The following is a 19,633-nucleotide window of genomic DNA, read 5'->3' as shown; positions in this document are numbered from 1 at the left end:
TAGTATAGTTACTTTTAACAAACCATTGGTTTATAAATTATTTTAATAGTCACACTTAAAACCTTTTGTTTTTGTTCCGCTAAGTTTGCTTTTTCATAATAGATTGCCTCCCTAAACCAACTTAATCAACACTCACATATTATGAAAAAACTATTTTTAATTTTTGCGCTCATTAGTTCCTTGGTGGTTTGCGCTCAAGAAACTGGAACCATTAAAGGATTAATTACAGATGCTAACGGCGTGCCTTTATCTGGAGCAACTGTATCAATAAAAAGTTTAAATAAAGGCACAATGACCGATTTTGATGGAAAATTCAACATCGACAACGTTGAAGTAGGCACGTATAATGTGGCTATTACATATATTGGCTATTCATCTTCTAGCCAGAGCATTTCGGTATCTTCAGGAAAGGTAACCCAATTAAATACCTCTTTAAGTGAATCAGACACGGTTTTAGATGAAGTTATTTTAACCGCAAACAAACAACCCCAAAAAATTACAGATGTACCAGCAACGGTAAATGTAATTACCTCCCAAGATATTCAGGAATTTTCAAGTTTCAATATTGGCGAACTTGCAGCAAGACAAAAAGGTGTTGATTTTGTAAGAAGTGGTGTTTTAGGTACTGGTATTAATATTCGAGGATTTAATTCAGCCTTCAATTCTAAAAACCTTCAATTAACAGATGATAGATTATCCACATTGATCGCAACAGGTTTGCCAATGGGTTCTTTTACCACTGTTACTAAAGATGATATTGATCGTGTTGAAATTTTATTGGGACCAAACGGAACGCTTTATGGCCCTAATGCGCACAATGGTCTTGTGAGCACCATCACAAAAAATCCAAGAACTTCTGAAGGAACAACTTTTGCTTTAGGAGCTGGAAATCAAAACGTGCTAACTGCAAGGTTGAGACATGCGCAAGTAATTAATGACAAATTTGCCTACAAGGTGCATTTTGAAAGATCTCAAGGTACAGAATACGATTATGTAGATAGTGTATATGTTGGAACGAAGGCATACACAGAACTAGATTTAGATCGCGACTTTGATACTCAAAAATATGGCGCTTCCTTATTTTATAAGCCAACCTCAAGTTCAGAAATTAATGGATATTATGGACATAGCAATAACAACAACATTGGTATTACAAATGCTGGACGTAACCAAATTAAAGACTGGACTATAGATGTCGCACAATTAAAATATGTTTCTAAAAACTTTTTTGCTAATACCTACTACACTTGGAGTAAAACAGATGAAACCTATGCAATAAACCAGAGAACACAGAATTATGTGTCTTTTATTGAAAATGGTTTTTCTGAAGAAGAAGCACGCGAACGATCGCTTGCAGAACAATGGTTCCCAACTGGTCCTGACACAGGAATTTCACTAAAACGGGGCGCTCTTTTTAGAGATGATTCACAACGTTTTAACGCAGAAGGACAGTACAATAATAACTGGAGCAATTTCTATTTAACATTGGGTGCACAGTATCAACTGGACATGGCAGATTCTAAAGGCACTTACCTTTTAGATGAAGACGGAATAGATTTAGGTCAGACAGGTATTTACACACAATTAGAATATAAACTCCCACAGACTGGATGGGGATTTTTAGCTGGAGGACGAGTTGATAACCACGATTTATATGGTACCAACTTTATACCAAAATTAGCCGTTACTAAAAAAGTAAATAGCGGCACCTTCAGAGTAACTTACGGTAAAGGGATTGCAGTACCATCTATTTTAAATCTTAAAGGAAACCTATTTGGTGGATTAGTACTAGGTAATGGAGAAGGATTTACACTAACGGATGGTACTAAAATCTCAAAATTAGACGTAGAAACCATTGACTCATACGAAATTGGTTACAAAGGAAAACTATCAGATAAATTATTTATCGATGCGAATGCCTACTACAATCAATCTAACAATTTTATTAGCCCATTGCGTAACATTGCAGATGCTGCCAACGGAAATTTTGTAACTCACATAGGCGATCAACCTATTGGTGACGTTGTTGAAGGTTCCGATGGTTCTTTTATATTAACCTATTTAAACTTTGGCCACGTAGATACTTATGGAGTTGATGTTGGGTTAAATTATTATTTCAACGACGATTTTAGAGCCGTATTTAACTATTCATATTTTGGTCGCAATCTTGATAAAAATGATCTTGGTAACGATGGTAATTTAGATGGTAAAGTATTAGAAAGTGAATTACCAATCAATACGCCAAATAACAAATTTAGTTTAGGATTTCACTACAATAAAGGCAAATTTTATGGCGCTATGTATGGAAGATATGTAGAGAACTATGATTTCTTCTCAGGAATAAATGTTGCTGCAAAAACGCAAGATTTAGATGGAGACGGCGTTAATGAAATTGTTGAAAATGCTCAAAATGGAAGAACTTGGAACTACGGCCAATTAGGTGGATTTACAGTTGATGCAAATGCAGGATATAATTTTAATGATAACCTTTCATTAGGTCTTAGTGTTACAAACCTATTTAATGCTAAAATCAGAGAATTTGTTGCTTCGCCAATAATTGAAACACTAGTTTCCTTTGAGTTGAAATATCACATGAATTTCTTCAAAAAGAATTCAACAAGTATTAATTAAGCTTCCAAACCATGTCAATAATACAAGTTAATGAAATTGAACTTGACTATGAAGATTATGGAAAAGGAAACATTCTTCTATTTCTTCATGGATTAGGATCCACAAAAAAGGATTGGGACTCACAAGTCCCTTTCTTTTCTAAAAAATATCGTGTTATCACATTAGATTTAAGAGGTCATGGAATTTCTACAAAACCATTAAATGAGTTTGGCGTAGCATTAATGACGGAAGATGTAAAGCAGTTTTTAGATCAATTAAATATTAAAAAAGCAACAATCGTTGGCTTTTCTATGGGAGGTGCAGTAGCCTTTCAAATGGCGGCAAGTTATCCGGCGTATTTAGATAATTTAGTAATTGTGAATAGCGGCCCAGACTTTAACGATATGGGTGAAATTGGGGAAGAGCTTTTACATAACAGAACCCAATTCTTAGAAACAAAAGGCTTAGAACCATTAGCCAAAGAAATTGCATTTAATCTGTTTCCCGAAGATCATCAAATAGCCCTCAGAAATGATTTTGAAACCAGATGCAAAAATAATGACTACAATGCGTATTACAAATCATTCGTAACCTTGATGGCTTGGGGTTTAGGAGACAAACTAAAAGATATTATCGCAAGAACACTGGTAATAGCATCAGATATGGATTATACGCCTATTTCGTTCAAGGAAGACTATGTGAAAAATATGCAAAACGCAACTTTAGCTGTAATTGAAAATTCTAGGCATTGCGTTGTAATGGATCAACCGGAAAAATTCAACATAGAACTCGAAAAATTTTTAACACATGAATAAAACAGTACTTATTACAGGTAGCACCAGTGGTATTGGTTTAGGCCTTGCAAACCAGTTTGCCAAAGAAGGTTATAATATTATGTTTCATGGTTTAGAATCTAATGGCGCAGAAATAGCAAAAAATATTGGCGAAAAATACAATGTAAAAGTTGCGTTTTCTAATGCCAATTTATTAAAATCTGAAGCTATAAAGGGTTTGGTTGCAGAAACCATAAAAACCTTTGGAGCGCTACACGTTTTAGTAAATAACGCAGGTATTCAATTTGTTTCGCCCATTGAAGAATTTCCAAATAGTAAATACGAAAATATTATAGCAATAAATATGAACGCCGTTTTCTATGCCTCAAAGGCCGTTTGGAAACAAATGAAAAAACAACAATTTGGAAGAATTATTAATGTTTCATCGGTTCATGGATTAAGAGCATCAGAGTTTAAATCTGCATATGTAACAGCTAAACACGGGGTAATTGGTTTAACAAAAGTGTTAGCCTTAGAAGGAGCACCATTTAATATTACGTGTAATGCTATCTGTCCCGGTTATGTAAAAACCCCTTTAGTTGAAGGCCAGATAAAAGATCAAGCAATAGCACATAATATGACAGAAGACGAAGTTATAGAAAAAGTAATGCTGAAAAAGCAAGCTGCAAAACAATTTGTACCTATTCAAGCAATTGCAGACATGGCACTATTACTCGCCAAAGAAAGCTCAACAACCATTACAGGATCTTCCTTTGTATTAGATGGAGGTTGGAGCGCTCAATAAATTAATTGAAATAGCGGTTTAATTAAAATTAGGCATCAGAGAATTTTTAAGTGTTAATTGAAAATTCTGATGCCTTTTTCACTTAAATTAAAAGGCATTATGCGGTCTTTCCCACCTCGCTAAAGTGGAGTTTACTACAATTTCATTCGCTATTCCACTTTCAGCTTTAAAGCATCTGGTGAGTTAGTTTTTATACCTATCAATCCGTATTTGGTTTCTCCAGCTTTTATCAAAGTGCCGTTAATATTATATACCAACAAATCTGATTTAAAATTCTTATTCGCTGAACTTGCGACAATCATATTTGTACCTGCTATTCCCGGACCTAAAATTAAACCAATGGGAATATTGGTTTCGTCTTGGGTTATGTATCCACCACTGCTAGTAGTTTTAGCCGTAGTCAACATTATTGGTGATAGTAAGAGGTAGAGTAAATACGAAGCTGGACTTTGTTTTAGCGTTTTATAAACCCTATCGTTTTCCATAACTGGGACTTCCGTACTATTTTCGTAGGTTAATTTAATATCCCTCCCAAACATTACATCTTGATCGGAATCGTTAGTTATTTTAACTGCAACCACTTTTACGCCCTTCTTTGCTTCTTTCTTTTCGTACTTCTTGTAAAGTACATCGTATTTATATTCCAGTTTTATTCCTTTATCTGAATTATTAGAAAGAAAATTGATTGTTTTAGGTTGAATAGCTTGATAACTGGAAGCACAGCTTGTTAAAGAAATAATGGCAAGTAAGAGCAAAGTAATTTTGAAAAATTTCATAGGTTAGGTCTTAATATTTTGTTAATATAAAAAACGCTAAAATAGAATAATTTTCAAAAAATCAAAGACAAAATTACTTTTTGAAAATTAATTTTGAAATTCGGTTATTGCCCGAGGCAAAAGCTACACTCTCATTAATAAATTCCAAAGCGAAAAAGCCCTTATTTGAATGTTCTTTTCAGTTTTCTCCCCCGTCGCTACAGTAGGAAATTAATTAGTTCATTCCGACCTACCACTCTTATTGTATCTCAGTTTTTATTAAAAAAAAAGCTGCCCTCAAATGAGGGCAGCTTTAAATTTTAAAAGGTAATATATACTAATTACTTCTTTAAAACTTTGAAGTTTTCAACTTGTCCGCCTTCAAAAGTAACACGGAATAAGTAAGTGCCTGTTGGTAAAGCAGAAACATTTACGCTTCCATTGTCAAAACGATTTTCACCCATTACTTCTTGTCCAAGTAGGTTATAAGCCGAAACCGTCTTAATAACTTGAGTAGCAGAAATGTTTAATACATTTTCCACTGGATTTGGGTAAAAAGTTAAGTTAGATGCTACATAATCATTAACACCAGCTACACCGTCAACGGTAAGAGTGTAATCCTCAGTTTCACCAAACCCTTGTGTTTCATCACAAGACATATCCCAAGTAGCTGTAGTTTCATCTACTGCCGCTACACGAACTCTCATTCTATAATCTCCGTCTACAACAGAGGAAGGAATAGAAATATCTCCAGTTAAAGCTTCGTCGCTTCCCGTTCCAATAAAGTAGAATTCACTTTCTTCAAAAGTTTCACTTCCGTCAAAATCAATCCAAACAGAAACAGACTCGAATGCCCATCCATCACCAACGGATACAGAAATTGGGAACGTCCCACCTGACTGAACAGTAGCTATCATAGATGTATTATCTTCGTATCCATTAGGACTACAAGTAGTAGTATTATCTATTTCTTGGAAAGTAACGTTTGTAATCATATCGTTATCTGTACAATCTAATACAGGTTCACAGTATCCACCAACAACAACTTCTTCAACTTCCACTGTAAAGTCTAATGCTTGTCCAAAGCTTGGAAAAACACCTTGACCGAATGGATTAAACTGAATTCCACAAGGATTAATTTCCACAGGCGAATCAGCATCAAAGTATGTTTTTGTAATTCTAGCACGAGTTTGTCCTAAAACTGCATCTACTGGAACTGTTATATCCATGCTCACAGAAACTCCATCAGCACCTGTACTATTTTCTAAAGTACCAAGCTCGTAAATTTCGCCTGCATCGTCTAAAATTTCATTTTGATTCCAGTCGATAAAAGCAACGATATTGTTTGTAAAATCGCCATTAGTATTACCCTCAACTACTAACGTATAAACTCCAGCAGCGTTAACTGTTACAATTATATCAGTTTTGTTAACCAATACAGAAGTTACATCATCGTTAGTTATAGTTGTTGCAGCAAATTCTACAGAAGTAATTTCCTCAACAGTAACATCATCAGCATCTTCTATTTCACAATAAGGACTTGGGAAACCAACTCCAGCTACTACGTTTACAGTATAGTCTTCAACTTGACCATAGGTATTTGATCCACAAGGGTTGGTTGATGCAGCATTAAAGTTTTTTCTAACACGCATACGTGTTTCTCCTAAAACGGCATCACTTGGTATTACAATATCCAATGTTGCTTGTTGTCCATCTGTTCCGTCAGAACTATTAATAGAACCAATTTCATAATATTCAGTCGCTTCAAATTCACCGTTGTTATTCCAATCTATCCAAGTAGAAAAGAAGTTCGTGAAATTTCCATTAGTATCACCTTCAGCAGTAAAGCTGTACGTGCCATCAACTTCAACTTCTGCAATAATTGCAGTGAAATCTTCATATGCGTCTGTGCTTGCTACTGGAGAAGCATTATCAATTCCAGCAAAAACAATTCTAGTAATAGCTTCAATTGTATCGCTATCAGCATCACAATAGGAAATTACTGTAGTAAATGTTGCCACATCTGAAAATGATGTTTCACTAGAAGCAGTACAAGTTAAAGCTAATCTCCATTCTACTTCAACTCCAAGGTTCATAGGTGCTGTTGCAGCGAATGAGGAATAAGTAGCTGTTGCAGTACCTTCATCTACCCAACCTGCGCCATCAGTATTTGATTGCCATTGAAAAGACATTGCAGTTGCAACAGTATACCCTTGAGCGCTTACGTTATACATTGCACCTGGATTACCAGACGCTGGATTAACTAAAGCAATTCCTGCATCTGGAGTACCAGTACAATCTAATGGGTAAATTACTTCGAATTTATAATCTTCAAATTCACCATAAGTGAAGCCAGTTTCACAAGGATCAATATCTCCTGAATTACTTAACCAGTGGCTCACAATTCTCATTCTAGTTTCTCCTTCCAGAGCATCTGCAGGAACTTCAAAAGAACCAGTGTGTGCAGCACTATATGCAGATGAGCTATAAGCAACCTCAGTAGTTGCGTCAAAAATATCATCTTGATTCCAGTCAATCCATATTCTAAACCCCGCTGTTCCTCCTACAATATCAACTGAAAAATCAATTGACTGTACTAGACTTTGGGAAGCAGTCTGGGTATCATAAAAATCACCATATCCAGCTACAGAAAAACCACTAGCAAGGTTTGCAATATTTGTAGCGCCCGCAGTAGTAGTAAAGTTATTAATATAACGAGCCTGATTTGTAGCCTCAGGTACGCAATATTGTGCATTCATAGTTTGAGTAAAAGCTAAACACATTGTTAATGCTACTAGCAAAGACCCTTTTTTAAGTAATCTGTTGTTCATAATTTATTAGTTTTTGTTAAGATTTCGCCAAACATACCTAAAATAAAATCTAACTACAAACCTCCGAAGTCTAGGTTTTGCAATAGATGACGCCAATATGCGACCAATAAAATTATTTAAAAATACAAGATATCACAGACAACATTCTTTGCCTCAAATTCTTATGGCTCCCTTTTTTAAGAACAACTGTTTTATTAAATGCTGAGTTTTTAAACTCAAAATATTTTTAAAAAAACTTATCTAAGAAATTACTGGATTAGATTAGTTCTTTACAGAAAAATAGATCCAAAACAAAAACCCGACTACAAAAAGAAGGTCGGGTTTTAGTGTATTTTATTGAAGAATTTCAAATATTAAAATTGAGTCTAATTGAAATTAATAAAAACTATGAATTTTTAAATATTCTATTGGGCTAACTTAAAGGCATTTGGTCCCTCCCAACATCAAAAGTCTGTGCGCAGCGAAACCACCTACTAGAAAATATTCGTGTATTCGTAGTGAAATAATTACTTCTTAAAAGTTAATTTTGAAATCCGGTTATTCCCTGAGGCAAAAGCTACACTGTCGTTCACAAATTCAATTGCGAAAAAGCCCTCTTTTGAAAGCTCTTTCCAGTTTTTTCCGCCGTCGCCGCTAAAGGAAATTCCCGGTGAACCAATCGCTACAATCCCCTGCCCTTCTGTGCCCGGAATATATTTAACTGAAGAACGATACCCAGGTTCTTCACCATTTGCAATAAGCTTCCAAGATTTTCCACCGTTTTTTGTTATCGCTTTATTGCCTTCGTTATATGCTTTGTCTTCCCAGTTTCCACCGAAAATAATACCGTTTTTATCATCCAAAAAATCGATGCTATAAATACCCGTCATTGCTTTTCCTTGCACGATTGGTGTATCAAAAATCTCCCATGTTTTTCCTTTATCGGCAGTATGCATTACTCGCGATTTCTTTCCTCCCGTTGCTACCCAAGCATTATCGCCAAATACGGCAATATTACTGTTGCTTGCTGCAAAAGCCGCTTCGCCCTTTTCAACTTTTGGAAGATTATCACACGGCAATTTTGCCCAAGTATTTCCACCGTCGCGGGTAATGATAACAGACATGCAGTTCGCCACTGGATCGCCAATAGCAATGCCTTCGTTTTCATTCCAAAATTTCATAGAATCGTAAAATACATTCTCGCCTTTTTCAGTATAAACCTCTTCAATATTAGTTGCTTCTGTACCGTTGAAACCTATTTTATAAAGAACCGCCGGATTTGAAATACTCAATACAAACACAGCTTCTTTGGTAGTTGCGATAGAACGAAAATGAAGCAGCGAATCGCCGTATTTTATAATTGCAAGTTTTGGAGTGTTGCCATCAACTAGCCCTACTTTACCTTTGTCTGCCGCAAACCAAACTCGGTTTTCGTCCAAAGGCTGTATAGCACGAATGCTTAAACTATCAATAAATACAGGAGTAATTTCTACGGAACTAAATTCCACTTCTGCTTTATTTTCGCAGGATAGAAGGACTAAAACGGCGGCAATGGCAATTATAAAACGCATAGATTCAATTTTTGCCAAAAGTAACAATAACTTTAATTGTGAGAGATGATAATTCGGAAATGAATGATTTTCAATTTTCGTATTTCCTGCTTCGTATTTAGTATTTTGTATTCAAAATTCTAATTTTAAAAAGATACCTTTGCAACCGCAAAATGCAGACAATGAAACTACACAGAAATTTGGTATTCGCCACCATAGATTCCCTTCACTTGATTTTTAATGAAAACAAGCAGGCAGACAAAGTACTTAAAAATACTTTGAAGCGCGATAAACGTTGGGGAGCTCGCGATAGAGGCTTTATTGCTGAAACCACCTATGATATTGTACGATGGAAACGCTTGTATTCTGAAATTGCTGAAGTGCGCGAACCGTTTGACCGTCCTAATCTTTTTAGATTATTTACTGTTTGGGCAACTTTAAACGGAATTGCAATCCCAGAATGGAAACAGTTTGAAGACACGCCAACCCGCCGTATTAAAGGTAGGTTCGACGAACTTTCTAAAATAAGAAAAATGCGCGAATCTATTCCAGATTGGTTGGATGATTTAGGACATAAAGAACTCGGCAAAAAATGGGACAAGGAAATTGCGGCCTTAAATAAGCAAGCCGATGTAGTTTTGCGCGTAAATACTTTAAAAACTACTGTTGAAAATCTGAAGAATGAATTAGCAGATTTAGAAATTGAAACCGAAATCATTAAAGGTTATCCAACCGCATTAAAGTTGAAAGAGCGTTCAAATGTTTTTACTACTGATGCTTTTAAAAATGGATTTTTTGAAGTGCAGGATGCTTCTTCGCAAAAAGTAGCAGAAATACTTAACGCTAAACCGGGTGAACGCATCATTGATGCTTGCGCTGGAGCTGGCGGAAAAAGCCTTCATATTGCAACAATGATGGACAATAAAGGTCAGTTGATTGCAATGGATATATACGAAAACAAGCTAAACGAATTAAAACGTCGTGCACGCCGAAACGATATTTTCAATATTGAAACTCGCGTAATTGATACCACGAAAGTGATAAAAAAATTAATCGAGAAAGCAGATAAAGTTTTAATCGATGCTCCTTGTTCGGGCCTAGGTGTTTTAAGAAGAAACCCAGATGCCAAGTGGAAATTACAACCTGAATTTTTAGATAGAATTCGCGCCACTCAAAAAGAATTGCTAGATAGCTACTCGCGTATGGTTAGACCAGGTGGGCAGTTAGTTTATGCTACTTGTTCTATACTTCCTTCGGAAAACGAAACACAAGTAAAAGAATTTCTTAAACGAGAAGAAGGAAAAGATTTCACACTTGTAAATGAAGAAAAAATAATGCCAAGTAAAAGCGGTTTTGACGGCTTTTACATCTCTCTTATGCAGAAAAAAGAGTAATGTAATTATAAGTTTATATCAATAAAAAAGAGCGGGCAAATGCCCGCTCTTTTTATTTTTAAAATGTTTATAACCTAGAATTATTTTACAATAATTCGTCCGGTTTGGTAAGATTTAGCGTCTTTTCCACCAATTCTAACAAGATAAACGCCGCTTGAAACTTCGCTCATATCAAGTCTTGCTTTAAACGAATCGCCCATTTTGTCCAGCAATTTTATTTTAAGTTGTTGACCCAACATATTGTAAACTGCCAAGTAAGCTATGCCTTCATATTTTGTAATAAAGTTTACATCAAACTCTTTGTTGTTTTCTGAAGTAATAATCAAGTCGCCTTTTCTAATTGAAAAATCATTAACACCAAGTGTACCGATGTTCGCTGTATAATCTTCAGTTTCACCGAAACTTGTTTCTTCGCAAGCATCTGCAGGCACAGGACCATTCCAATTTGACTTAGCTCTCATTCTGTGAGCTCCATTAGCAACGCCAGCAGGAATAACTAAATCCATTGTTTCAGTAAATACACCCGCACCTTGTCCCGGAGCAATTTGAAAATTATTTACTACAAGCTCGTTAGCCGAAAAAGTAGAATCATCATTATAATCAATCCACACTTTTATATATTGACTTCCGTAATTAGTTGTAATAGTCAATGCGTTTGTACTGTTAGGTGCTAAATTTGCTACCATATTTGTAAAATCACCATAACCCTCACATCCAGATGGATTGTTTATTTCGGCTATAGATAATAATCTGAAACCATCACCAAGAGTACAATTAAGATTCGGTTGACATAATAGATTTTCTATAACTGTTGAAACAGCATCATTAGCAGCATTTCCGTCGCCCACCAATGAAGTAGATACAGTAACATTGTAAGTACCCAATGCACTAAAATCTGCAGTTTGCGTAAAACTGTAGTTTAGCTCCTGTTCTGAAGCAATTGGTCCAGCAAATGTTTCAACCACTGCAGTACCACCATTAACCACATACTGCACATTAAAATTTGATTGGGTAGTAGCACCAAAGTTTTTAATCGTAGCAACAATAGTTTCATTTCCTAATCCAGACCCTGAAACTGGCGCAGTAATTTCTGTAGCTCCTACATCATTTGCCAACAGGTTCGTAATATTCTTTGTATAGGCATCATTCGCTGGAAATTCATCTCCAGCCAAGTTGGTTTTTATTTGAAGAGAATATGTTTGTCCAGGATTGGAAAGATCTACGGTTTGTGCAAATGTGTATGTTGCCGTGGAATTCGCAGCTACACTTCCTGCATAAGTTTCTGAAGCCACTAAATTGCCATCAACTCTTAGTTCTAATGGAATATTTGCTTGTGCTGCAGATCCAAAATTTCGGATACTTACTTCTACTGTTTCAGCATTGGTTAAAATTCCGTTTACAGGTTGAATTAATGCATTCACACCCACATCCTTCGCAAAACCGCTAGATAATGTAAAGGCTGCTATTTGTGTTCTCCAGTTATCATTTGAAGAAAAGTATTCTGCAGTATGCCAAAAAGTGAAATTATCTGGATCCATTGTTAAATTTGAATAATCTCCAAATCTATTAGTAAATGTCTGCACACCCACACCTTGAATTATTTCAGTTTCAGCGACTGTCATTTGCCCAATCGGATCACCGTCATACCTTCCAGTATAGCGTATTGCAGCTTTAAGTGTTCCGCTGGCAACATTAAATGCCAAACCTATATTACCGGCTGCATCCATTCCGGCACTTCCCATAAAACGGCTATGGCCATCTGCTGGTGCATAAGTACCTTCTTGAAAAATAGACCACGGATTAGCTGCATCATTCCTCAGTTCAATCCACCTAATTCCAGAAGTATCGTTATTATCAATATCTGTATTAAATGTAATTACCCAACTGTTATGACCTCCAAAACTTCTATAATTAGGGGCGTATGAAATTATACCACCAATCATATCTATTTTTTGATTCGTTCCGGGTTGAGCAACGTCACCACTTCCAAAAGGAGCAAATACTGAATTAAAGGGAGCTGTAGGTATTTCTAATGGCGCCGATATTGTAGAATTATTTGTAGTAACCCAATCTAATTCTATTTCCCAAACTTTTAAATGATCGAAAGTAACTCCAGCCCAGCCATCATCTTGTAAATAGGTAACGTAACCCGGAACGTTTGCAGGAAAAGTAGTTCCTAAAAGGTTTGCTGGTTCTGGACTTAAAACGGTATTATTATTTTGAACCATTCCTGGAAGTGGAAATCCAATTATTTTCGGACTTGCGCCTCCTGCAAGCATTACATCTCTTTCAACGGCATAAGCCTTATTTGTAGTTCCGATGTTTGCAGTAAGATAATACGCATCGTGCCATACACTATAATGAGGATAATCAGGAAAACTTCCGAAGGTGTATTGATACACATTGAAAGCACCCGTAGGATCATTTGTCTCAGAGACTCCTATGGCTAATGAATTATTAGAAGACCCAAACTGGCTTACAAACCAACGGTCTGCCAGCTGATCGTACATTATAATTGGATCTCCAGAATTGGTCCCTATGCCTAAAAACGCTCCCAAAGAAACCGGACCAACTAATAAAGTTCCCGTTTTATCGAATATTTTAACAAGTGAATTTACAGCGTGTACGTAGTGATTAGGTCCAGCCGCTCCTGTAGGATCTGGTGGAACAAATCCTGATTCTGAAGAGGACGAACCAATAAAATTTTGCTCAATGGCGCGGGTCTGAACTACACCAAATTCGTTTTGAACGGTTTGGTCTAAACCATTTGGCAATGCAGAAAAGTTTACTTGCTCCTGAACACGCGAGCGGTTTTGCACAACTTTAATTTCTTTTACACTTTGATTTTGGTCATCTTCTGAAGTAACAAAATCGCGTAATGGGATTGTTTTACCCATAAAAGTTCCAACAATAACTTCATCTGGCGGAAAAGTTTCTTGTGCATACACGCCCAAACCAAAGAGCGATATTGTGGCGAATAGTAATGTTCTAATTTTCATGTTTTAATTTTTAAATTTCGAAATGGAAAGGTAATTTATTAAGATTAAATTTTACCCGCACAGAACCAGAAGTTTACAATGATGCAATAAATTGGATTGCCTCTAATTTTTATGATTTAAATTCCTTCAAATTTGCTTACTTTTGCACCTTCAAAAAACACCTAATATTCAAAAGATGATTCACTTTTTTGGGAACATTGAAAACACAGTTTTCGCAGTCCAGACCCACGGAAATATTTCAGAAGAAAACAGTAAAAAGTTAGAGTGGCTATTCGGCGACCAACCTAAAATAACGCAATCCGTCCTGTCTACAAACGCGACGGATTTTTTTATTGGTCCGCGCGCCGCAATGGTTACTCCTTGGAGCACAAATGCTGTTGAAATCACCCAAAACATGGGTATTCCTGAAATTATTCGAATTGAAGAATTTCATAATAGCACAGTTGAAAAAGGAACTTTTGATCCTATGCTTTCGCAGAAATTTCTAGAATTAAATCAGGATATTTTTGATATTCATGTACAGCCGGAAGCTATTTTGAAAATTGATAATATTTCAGAATTCAACCAAAAGGAAGGCTTAGCTTTAAATGCGGAAGAAGTTGAATATCTGGAAAACCTTTCAAAAAAACTTGGAAGAAAACTAACAGATAGTGAAGTTTTCGGGTTTAGCCAAGTAAATAGCGAGCACTGTCGCCACAAGATTTTTAACGGGGTTTTTGAAATTGACGGCAAAGAAATGCCCTCTTCCCTATTCAAATTAATTAAAAAGACTTCTGCCGAAAACCCAAACGATATTGTTTCGGCATATAAAGACAACGTAGCTTTTGTAAAAGGGCCGACTGTAAAACAATGGGCACCAAAAAGTGGCGACAAGCCAGATTGGTACGAAGAAAAAGATTTTGACAGCGTAATTTCCATAAAAGCTGAAACACACAATTTCCCAACAACAGTTGAGCCTTTCAACGGTGCTGCAACTGGAAGTGGTGGCGAAATTCGCGATAGATTGGCTGGCGGAAAAGGTTCATTGCCTTTGGCTGGAACTGCGGTTTATATGACTTCCTATTCACGATTGAACGAGGAACCCTTCGACTCCGCTCAGGGCAAGTCTTGGGAAAAAGGAATGAAAGAGCGCGAATGGTTGTACCAAACGCCGCTCGATATTTTAATAAAAGCTAGTAATGGCGCTTCCGATTTTGGAAATAAATTTGGGCAACCTTTAATCGCTGGTTCAGTTTTAACTTTTGAACACGAAGAAGACGCGCGCAGATTAGGATACGACAAAGTAATAATGCTAGCTGGTGGAATTGGTTATGGAAAAGCGAGTCAAGCCATAAAAGACAAACCAAAAGAAGGTGATAAAATTGTTGTTTTAGGTGGCGATAATTACCGAATTGGAATGGGTGGTGCTGCGGTTTCATCTGCAGATACTGGTGCATTTCACAGTGGGATTGAATTAAATGCAATTCAGCGTAGTAATCCTGAAATGCAAAAACGTGCCGCAAACGCTATTCGCGCAATGGTTGAAAGTGATGAGAATCCAATCGTATCTATTCACGATCACGGTGCTGGTGGACATTTAAACTGTTTAAGTGAATTAGTTGAAGATACCGGTGGACGCATTGAATTAGATAAACTTCCCGTGGGCGACCCTACCCTTTCTGCAAAAGAAATTATGGGTAACGAGAGCCAAGAGAGAATGGGCTTAATCATCAATGAAAAAAACATAGATAAGCTGAAAAAAGTTGCAGATCGCGAACGTTCCCCAATGTATGAAGTTGGACAAGTTACAGGCGATCAGCGTTTCTGTTTTGAAAATAAGAAAGGCGAAAAACCAATGGATTTCGCTTTGGAAGATATGTTTGGCAGCTCGCCAAAAACCATAATGAAAGACAAAACCATAAACAGGAATTACAAAAATCCTGATTATGAGGTTTCAAAAATAAAAGATTACGTAACACAAGTACTTCAATTGGAAGCCGTAGCCTGTAAAGACTGGCTTACAAATAAAGTAGACCGTTGTGTTACAGGTCGCGTGGCAAAGCAACAAACTGCTGGACCGTTACAATTGCCATTGAACAACTGCGGTGTAATGGCGCTAGACTACCATGGTAAGGAAGGCGTTGCAACTTCAATTGGGCATTCGCCATTAACAGCTTTGATTGACCCTGCGGCAGGTTCGCGCAATGCAATTACCGAGTCTTTAACTAATATTGTTTGGGCGCCGTTAAAAGATGGTTTAAAAAGCATTTCACTTTCTGCAAACTGGATGTGGCCTTGTAATAACGAAGGCGAAGATGCACGATTATACGAAGCTGTAAAAGCAGTTTCTGAATTTTCAATCGATTTGGGAATCAATGTTCCTACTGGGAAAGATTCGCTTTCTATGAAGCAGAAATACAAAGATGGCGAAGTAATTTCTCCGGGTACTGTAATTATTTCGGCGGCTGGAAATTGTAACGATATTAAAAAGGTTGTTGAACCAGTTTTACAGAAGGGCGGCGGAACTATTTACTATATAAACATTTCGCAGGACGCGTTTAAATTAGGTGGATCTTCTTTCGGCCAAATTTTAAATACTGTTGGAAATGAAGCGCCAGACGTAAAAAGTGCGGCTTACGTAAAAACTGTATTCAACACTTTACAGGAATTGATTAAAGACGGAAAAATCCTTGCTGGGCACGATGTTGCTTCGGGTGGATTGATTACCACTTTATTAGAAATGTGTTTTGCAGATGTGAATTTAGGCGCCAATTTAGATCTTTCAGGTTTAGGTGAAAGTGATTTGGTTAAATTACTATTTGCTGAAAATGCTGGGGTTGTAATTCAAGCTTCGGATGATACTTCAGTTGAAAAATTACTTAATTCAAACAATATTGATTTTAAAAAGATTGGAACCGTTTCAGAAAATGAAACGCTTTCAATAAAGAATAATTCCGAAGAACTTAGTTTCAGCATTTCTGAAATGCGCGATGCTTGGTATAAAACTTCGTATTTATTAGATAGAAACCAAAGTGGCGCCACGCTTGCAAAAGAGCGTTTTGATAATTATAAAAATCAGCCGTTAAAGTTTGAGTTTCCGAAGGATTTCACCGGCAACCTCTCGACTGCGCTCGAGGGGACAATGTCAGGTCGAGCGCAGTCGAGACCTAAGGCTGCGGTTATCCGTGAAAAGGGAAGTAATAGCGAGCGCGAAATGGCTTATATGATGCACCTTGCAGGTTTTGATGTGAAAGATGTGCATATGACCGATCTTATTGAAGGTCGCGAAAATTTGGAAGACATTAAACTGCTTGTTGCCGTTGGTGGTTTCAGTAATAGTGATGTTTTGGGAAGTGCGAAAGGTTGGGCCGGCGCATTTTTATACAATGAAAAAGCCAACACTGCATTAAAGAATTTCTTCGCAAAAGACGATACGCTTTCACTTGGTGTTTGTAACGGATGCCAACTATTCGTGGAACTTGGATTGTTAAATCCGGAAGATGAAGAAAAGCCAAAAATGCTTCATAACGATACTAATAAGTTTGAATGTGTGTTTACATCGGTAAAAATACAGGAGAATAATTCTGTGATGCTTTCTTCAATGGCGGGAAGTACGTTGGGAATTTGGTCTGCGCACGGGGAAGGAAAATTCAGTTTCCCGAATAAAGAATCGCATTACAATATTGTTGCAAAATACGGTTACGATGCTTTACCAGCAAACCCGAACGGTAGTGATTTTAACACTGCAATGATGACCGATAAAACGGGTCGCCATTTGGTAATGATGCCGCATTTAGAACGTTCTACCTTCCCTTGGAATTGGGGAACCTACCCGAAAGACAGAATGAACGACGAGGTTACTCCTTGGGTTCAAGCTTTGGTGAATGCTAGAGAGTGGATTGAAAAGAAGTAAAAAATAGATTTATAATTTATAAAAAAACCGTTCACGATTATTGTGGACGGTTTTTTGGGTTTTAATTGGGGGATGATTTATTTATGGGTGGGATGGTTGTGTTAGCGGGGGTAATATCTTCTCTTGGTTCATTTTTCAAATTGTAGTCAACATTTGTGGATTAGGAATGTTGCGGTTCTGTTTAAGCTAAATTATGCAATGTCTTTTAAACCATGTTGGAAGTAGTCTTTATTTCGGTATTCCTAACAACGTAGCTATTTCGTCTATTGTATTTCTAGATAGATTGGATTTAATTTTTTTAGCTCGATTGTCAATATAAATTTGGTAAGGTGTAAATTTATTTGGTAGATTTCTATAATCTTTTATGAATTCTAGATAGCCATTAAACAAATTATTCAATTTTATTTTTTTGTCTCTAAATAAATCTTGGTATTTAATGAAGTCGTCCAAGTCTATAATGATTAGATTTTTAATTTTAGTATTCAAATCTACACTTTGACTTTCTAGAAATTCACGAAATTCTTTATTAAGCATATAATTCACACAAGCTGTATTAAATGAATAATCAGTAAAAACTATTACTGGATAAATAATTGTTTCATCGAAATTATAGTCGTCAAATTTATTAAACTCCTCATCTCTAATTTTCTCAATAACTGCAGTTAATTGTTTAATTCCTTTAGGACTACCATTTTTGTTTTCTACAAGTTTTTCATAAATTCCGTCTTTAATTTTTTCATAATCTAGAGAGTGTTTAATTTTTCCGGCAAGAAAAACGTTTTTGAATTCAAAAAGATAAACTTTTGCTTTGTCTCGAATATAATAATCTGGCTCTCCGTCAGTAATTATTTCCTTTATTTGATTACCATTAAATATAGTATAATTTAATTTTTCAAAACATTCTTGCATTATGTTATAAAACAAGCCTGATTCTGAAAATTCATCTCCAAAGATGCTTAAGAATTGTACTCTTGATTTAATTTTTTTACCTTTAAAAGTAGCGGTATTGTCAACTAATACACGTGCAAAATCAAATTGAATTCCTTGATATATTTTGTCGACAAAAAAATTGAGATTTAAAAAAACAAAGTGAGTTTCATTTAATCTATAAATTGGTTTTTCACGAAGCTGAAGAAAATCATCTGTTTTAGAAAATCCCTCGATTTCGATACTTAATAGTGCAAGAAAGTTTATTTGTTCTTTATGTTCAGATTCAATTTTTATTACCGAAGGTGTTTTAAGCCTTTCAAATTTTCTAATGTAAAGAGAAAGTATATTTTTTAAGTATGTAGCCCAGGAGTCTAATCCATATTCTTTTAAAAAAATATCTAAATAAACTTTGAATTCTTCATCTGTTTCACAAAATTGGAAGAAGTGTTTTGCTTTTATAAATTGCGTTCTGAAATCTTTAACTGTATGAAATTCATCAATGGCTATATGTGATGGAAGATACGTTTTGACAAAATCCATATCATTTTCAAAAGGCTTGATATTGAAAAGAATTTTACCTTGTTTATCAATCCAAGTTTGCGTGGAAATTAAATAAGCTTTAAAGAAATTTAATTCTTGTTCAGGTGTTAAGTCGTCTAAAGGTTCTAATTCGTTGTAATTTTCTAAAATTGTTTCTATAAATATTAGACCAGATAAATTATTAATAAAAGTGAATTCCGTTTTTTTGTCTTTTACAGTTTGTATTGTAAATTCTTGGATTCGTGATTTCAAAATTGCAGGCAGTCTTTGAGACCAAAATTCAATTAATTCAACTTGTAATTTTTCGTCTATCTTTTCTAAATGTATTTGTGCTAAAAAATATCCAATTAATTTGACAGAATTTATAGTAGGTATGTCGGCAAGTAGAGCATTCACATCTACAGTACAATAGTCATCAAATAAATCTTTGTAAGTGATTGAAACACTATATTTCATATGATGAATGTGGTTTTTTTAGATTACTGCCAACATAAACATATCAGCCATCAAAAAGTTAAACATAGTTATAAATATACTTCACTATAAATTTTTAAAACAACCAATCTCACAGAAGC

The 19,633-nt window shown here is 35.8% G+C and carries 10 protein-coding genes; 5 read left to right on the top strand and 5 right to left on the bottom strand.

Going from position 1 to position 19,633, the window contains the following annotated elements; all coding sequences use genetic code 11:
- Positions 1 to 141 precede the first annotated feature (141 nt).
- Genes AC3RVG_RS01915 through AC3RVG_RS01905 form a run of 3 tightly spaced genes read left to right on the top strand, consistent with a single transcriptional unit; the run spans position 142 to position 4,188 of the window.
- Complete coding sequence (locus tag AC3RVG_RS01915; RefSeq protein ID WP_489689739.1) at positions 142 to 2,631, top strand: TonB-dependent receptor; 2,490 nt, start codon at positions 142 to 144, stop codon at positions 2,629 to 2,631.
- An 11-nt stretch (positions 2,632 to 2,642) separates the two neighbouring features.
- Positions 2,643 to 3,425, top strand: a complete 783-nt coding sequence (locus AC3RVG_RS01910) for an alpha/beta fold hydrolase (RefSeq protein WP_489689738.1) — start codon at positions 2,643 to 2,645, stop codon at positions 3,423 to 3,425.
- Positions 3,418 to 4,188 carry a 3-hydroxybutyrate dehydrogenase gene (locus AC3RVG_RS01905; protein ID WP_489689737.1) on the top strand — a complete coding sequence of 257 codons (771 nt, stop codon included), beginning with the start codon at positions 3,418 to 3,420 and terminating at the stop codon, positions 4,186 to 4,188. The genes AC3RVG_RS01910 and AC3RVG_RS01905 overlap by 8 nt, the downstream gene beginning before the upstream one ends.
- Before the next feature lie 149 nt (positions 4,189 to 4,337).
- Here the strand turns inward: AC3RVG_RS01905 and AC3RVG_RS01900 are convergent, their stop codons facing one another.
- The 3 genes from AC3RVG_RS01900 to AC3RVG_RS01890 form a co-directional block, all read right to left on the bottom strand.
- On the bottom strand, positions 4,338 to 4,964 hold the full coding sequence (locus AC3RVG_RS01900) for a hypothetical protein (protein WP_489689736.1): 627 nt from the start codon (positions 4,962 to 4,964) through the stop codon (positions 4,338 to 4,340).
- Between the two features lie 320 nt (positions 4,965 to 5,284).
- Positions 5,285 to 7,774: a GEVED domain-containing protein gene (locus tag AC3RVG_RS01895; protein ID WP_489689735.1), complete on the bottom strand. Its 2,490-nt coding sequence runs from the start codon at positions 7,772 to 7,774 to the stop codon at positions 5,285 to 5,287.
- A 506-nt stretch (positions 7,775 to 8,280) separates the two neighbouring features.
- A complete protein-coding gene (locus AC3RVG_RS01890; RefSeq protein WP_489689734.1) occupies positions 8,281 to 9,324 on the bottom strand; it encodes a WD40/YVTN/BNR-like repeat-containing protein in 1,044 nt (347 codons plus the stop codon).
- A gap of 161 nt (positions 9,325 to 9,485) precedes the next feature.
- Here AC3RVG_RS01890 and AC3RVG_RS01885 point away from each other — a divergent pair, with 161 nt between their 5' ends.
- Positions 9,486 to 10,697: an RsmB/NOP family class I SAM-dependent RNA methyltransferase gene (locus tag AC3RVG_RS01885; RefSeq protein WP_489689733.1), complete on the top strand. Its 1,212-nt coding sequence runs from the start codon at positions 9,486 to 9,488 to the stop codon at positions 10,695 to 10,697.
- 80 nt (positions 10,698 to 10,777) lie between these two features.
- On the opposite strand, the gene AC3RVG_RS01880 is transcribed toward AC3RVG_RS01885, so the two are convergent.
- The gene (locus AC3RVG_RS01880; RefSeq protein ID WP_489689732.1) at positions 10,778 to 13,696 is read right to left on the bottom strand and encodes a GEVED domain-containing protein; all 2,919 of its coding nucleotides are present in this window, start codon (positions 13,694 to 13,696) and stop codon (positions 10,778 to 10,780) included.
- A 175-nt stretch (positions 13,697 to 13,871) separates the two neighbouring features.
- Between AC3RVG_RS01880 and purL the strand changes: the two genes are divergently transcribed.
- Positions 13,872 to 17,588, top strand: a complete 3,717-nt coding sequence (purL, locus tag AC3RVG_RS01875) for a phosphoribosylformylglycinamidine synthase (RefSeq protein ID WP_489689731.1) — start codon at positions 13,872 to 13,874, stop codon at positions 17,586 to 17,588.
- Between the two features lie 228 nt (positions 17,589 to 17,816).
- Here purL and AC3RVG_RS01870 read toward each other — a convergent pair whose 3' ends face one another.
- Positions 17,817 to 19,514: a hypothetical protein gene (locus AC3RVG_RS01870; RefSeq protein WP_489689730.1), complete on the bottom strand. Its 1,698-nt coding sequence runs from the start codon at positions 19,512 to 19,514 to the stop codon at positions 17,817 to 17,819.
- Positions 19,515 to 19,633 lie beyond the last annotated feature (119 nt).

The sequence above is a fragment of the Aequorivita sp. IT1282 genome (assembly GCF_058068205.1).
Note: the sequence above shows the minus strand (reverse complement) of the source record. Positions and strands in the feature narration are given on the sequence as shown.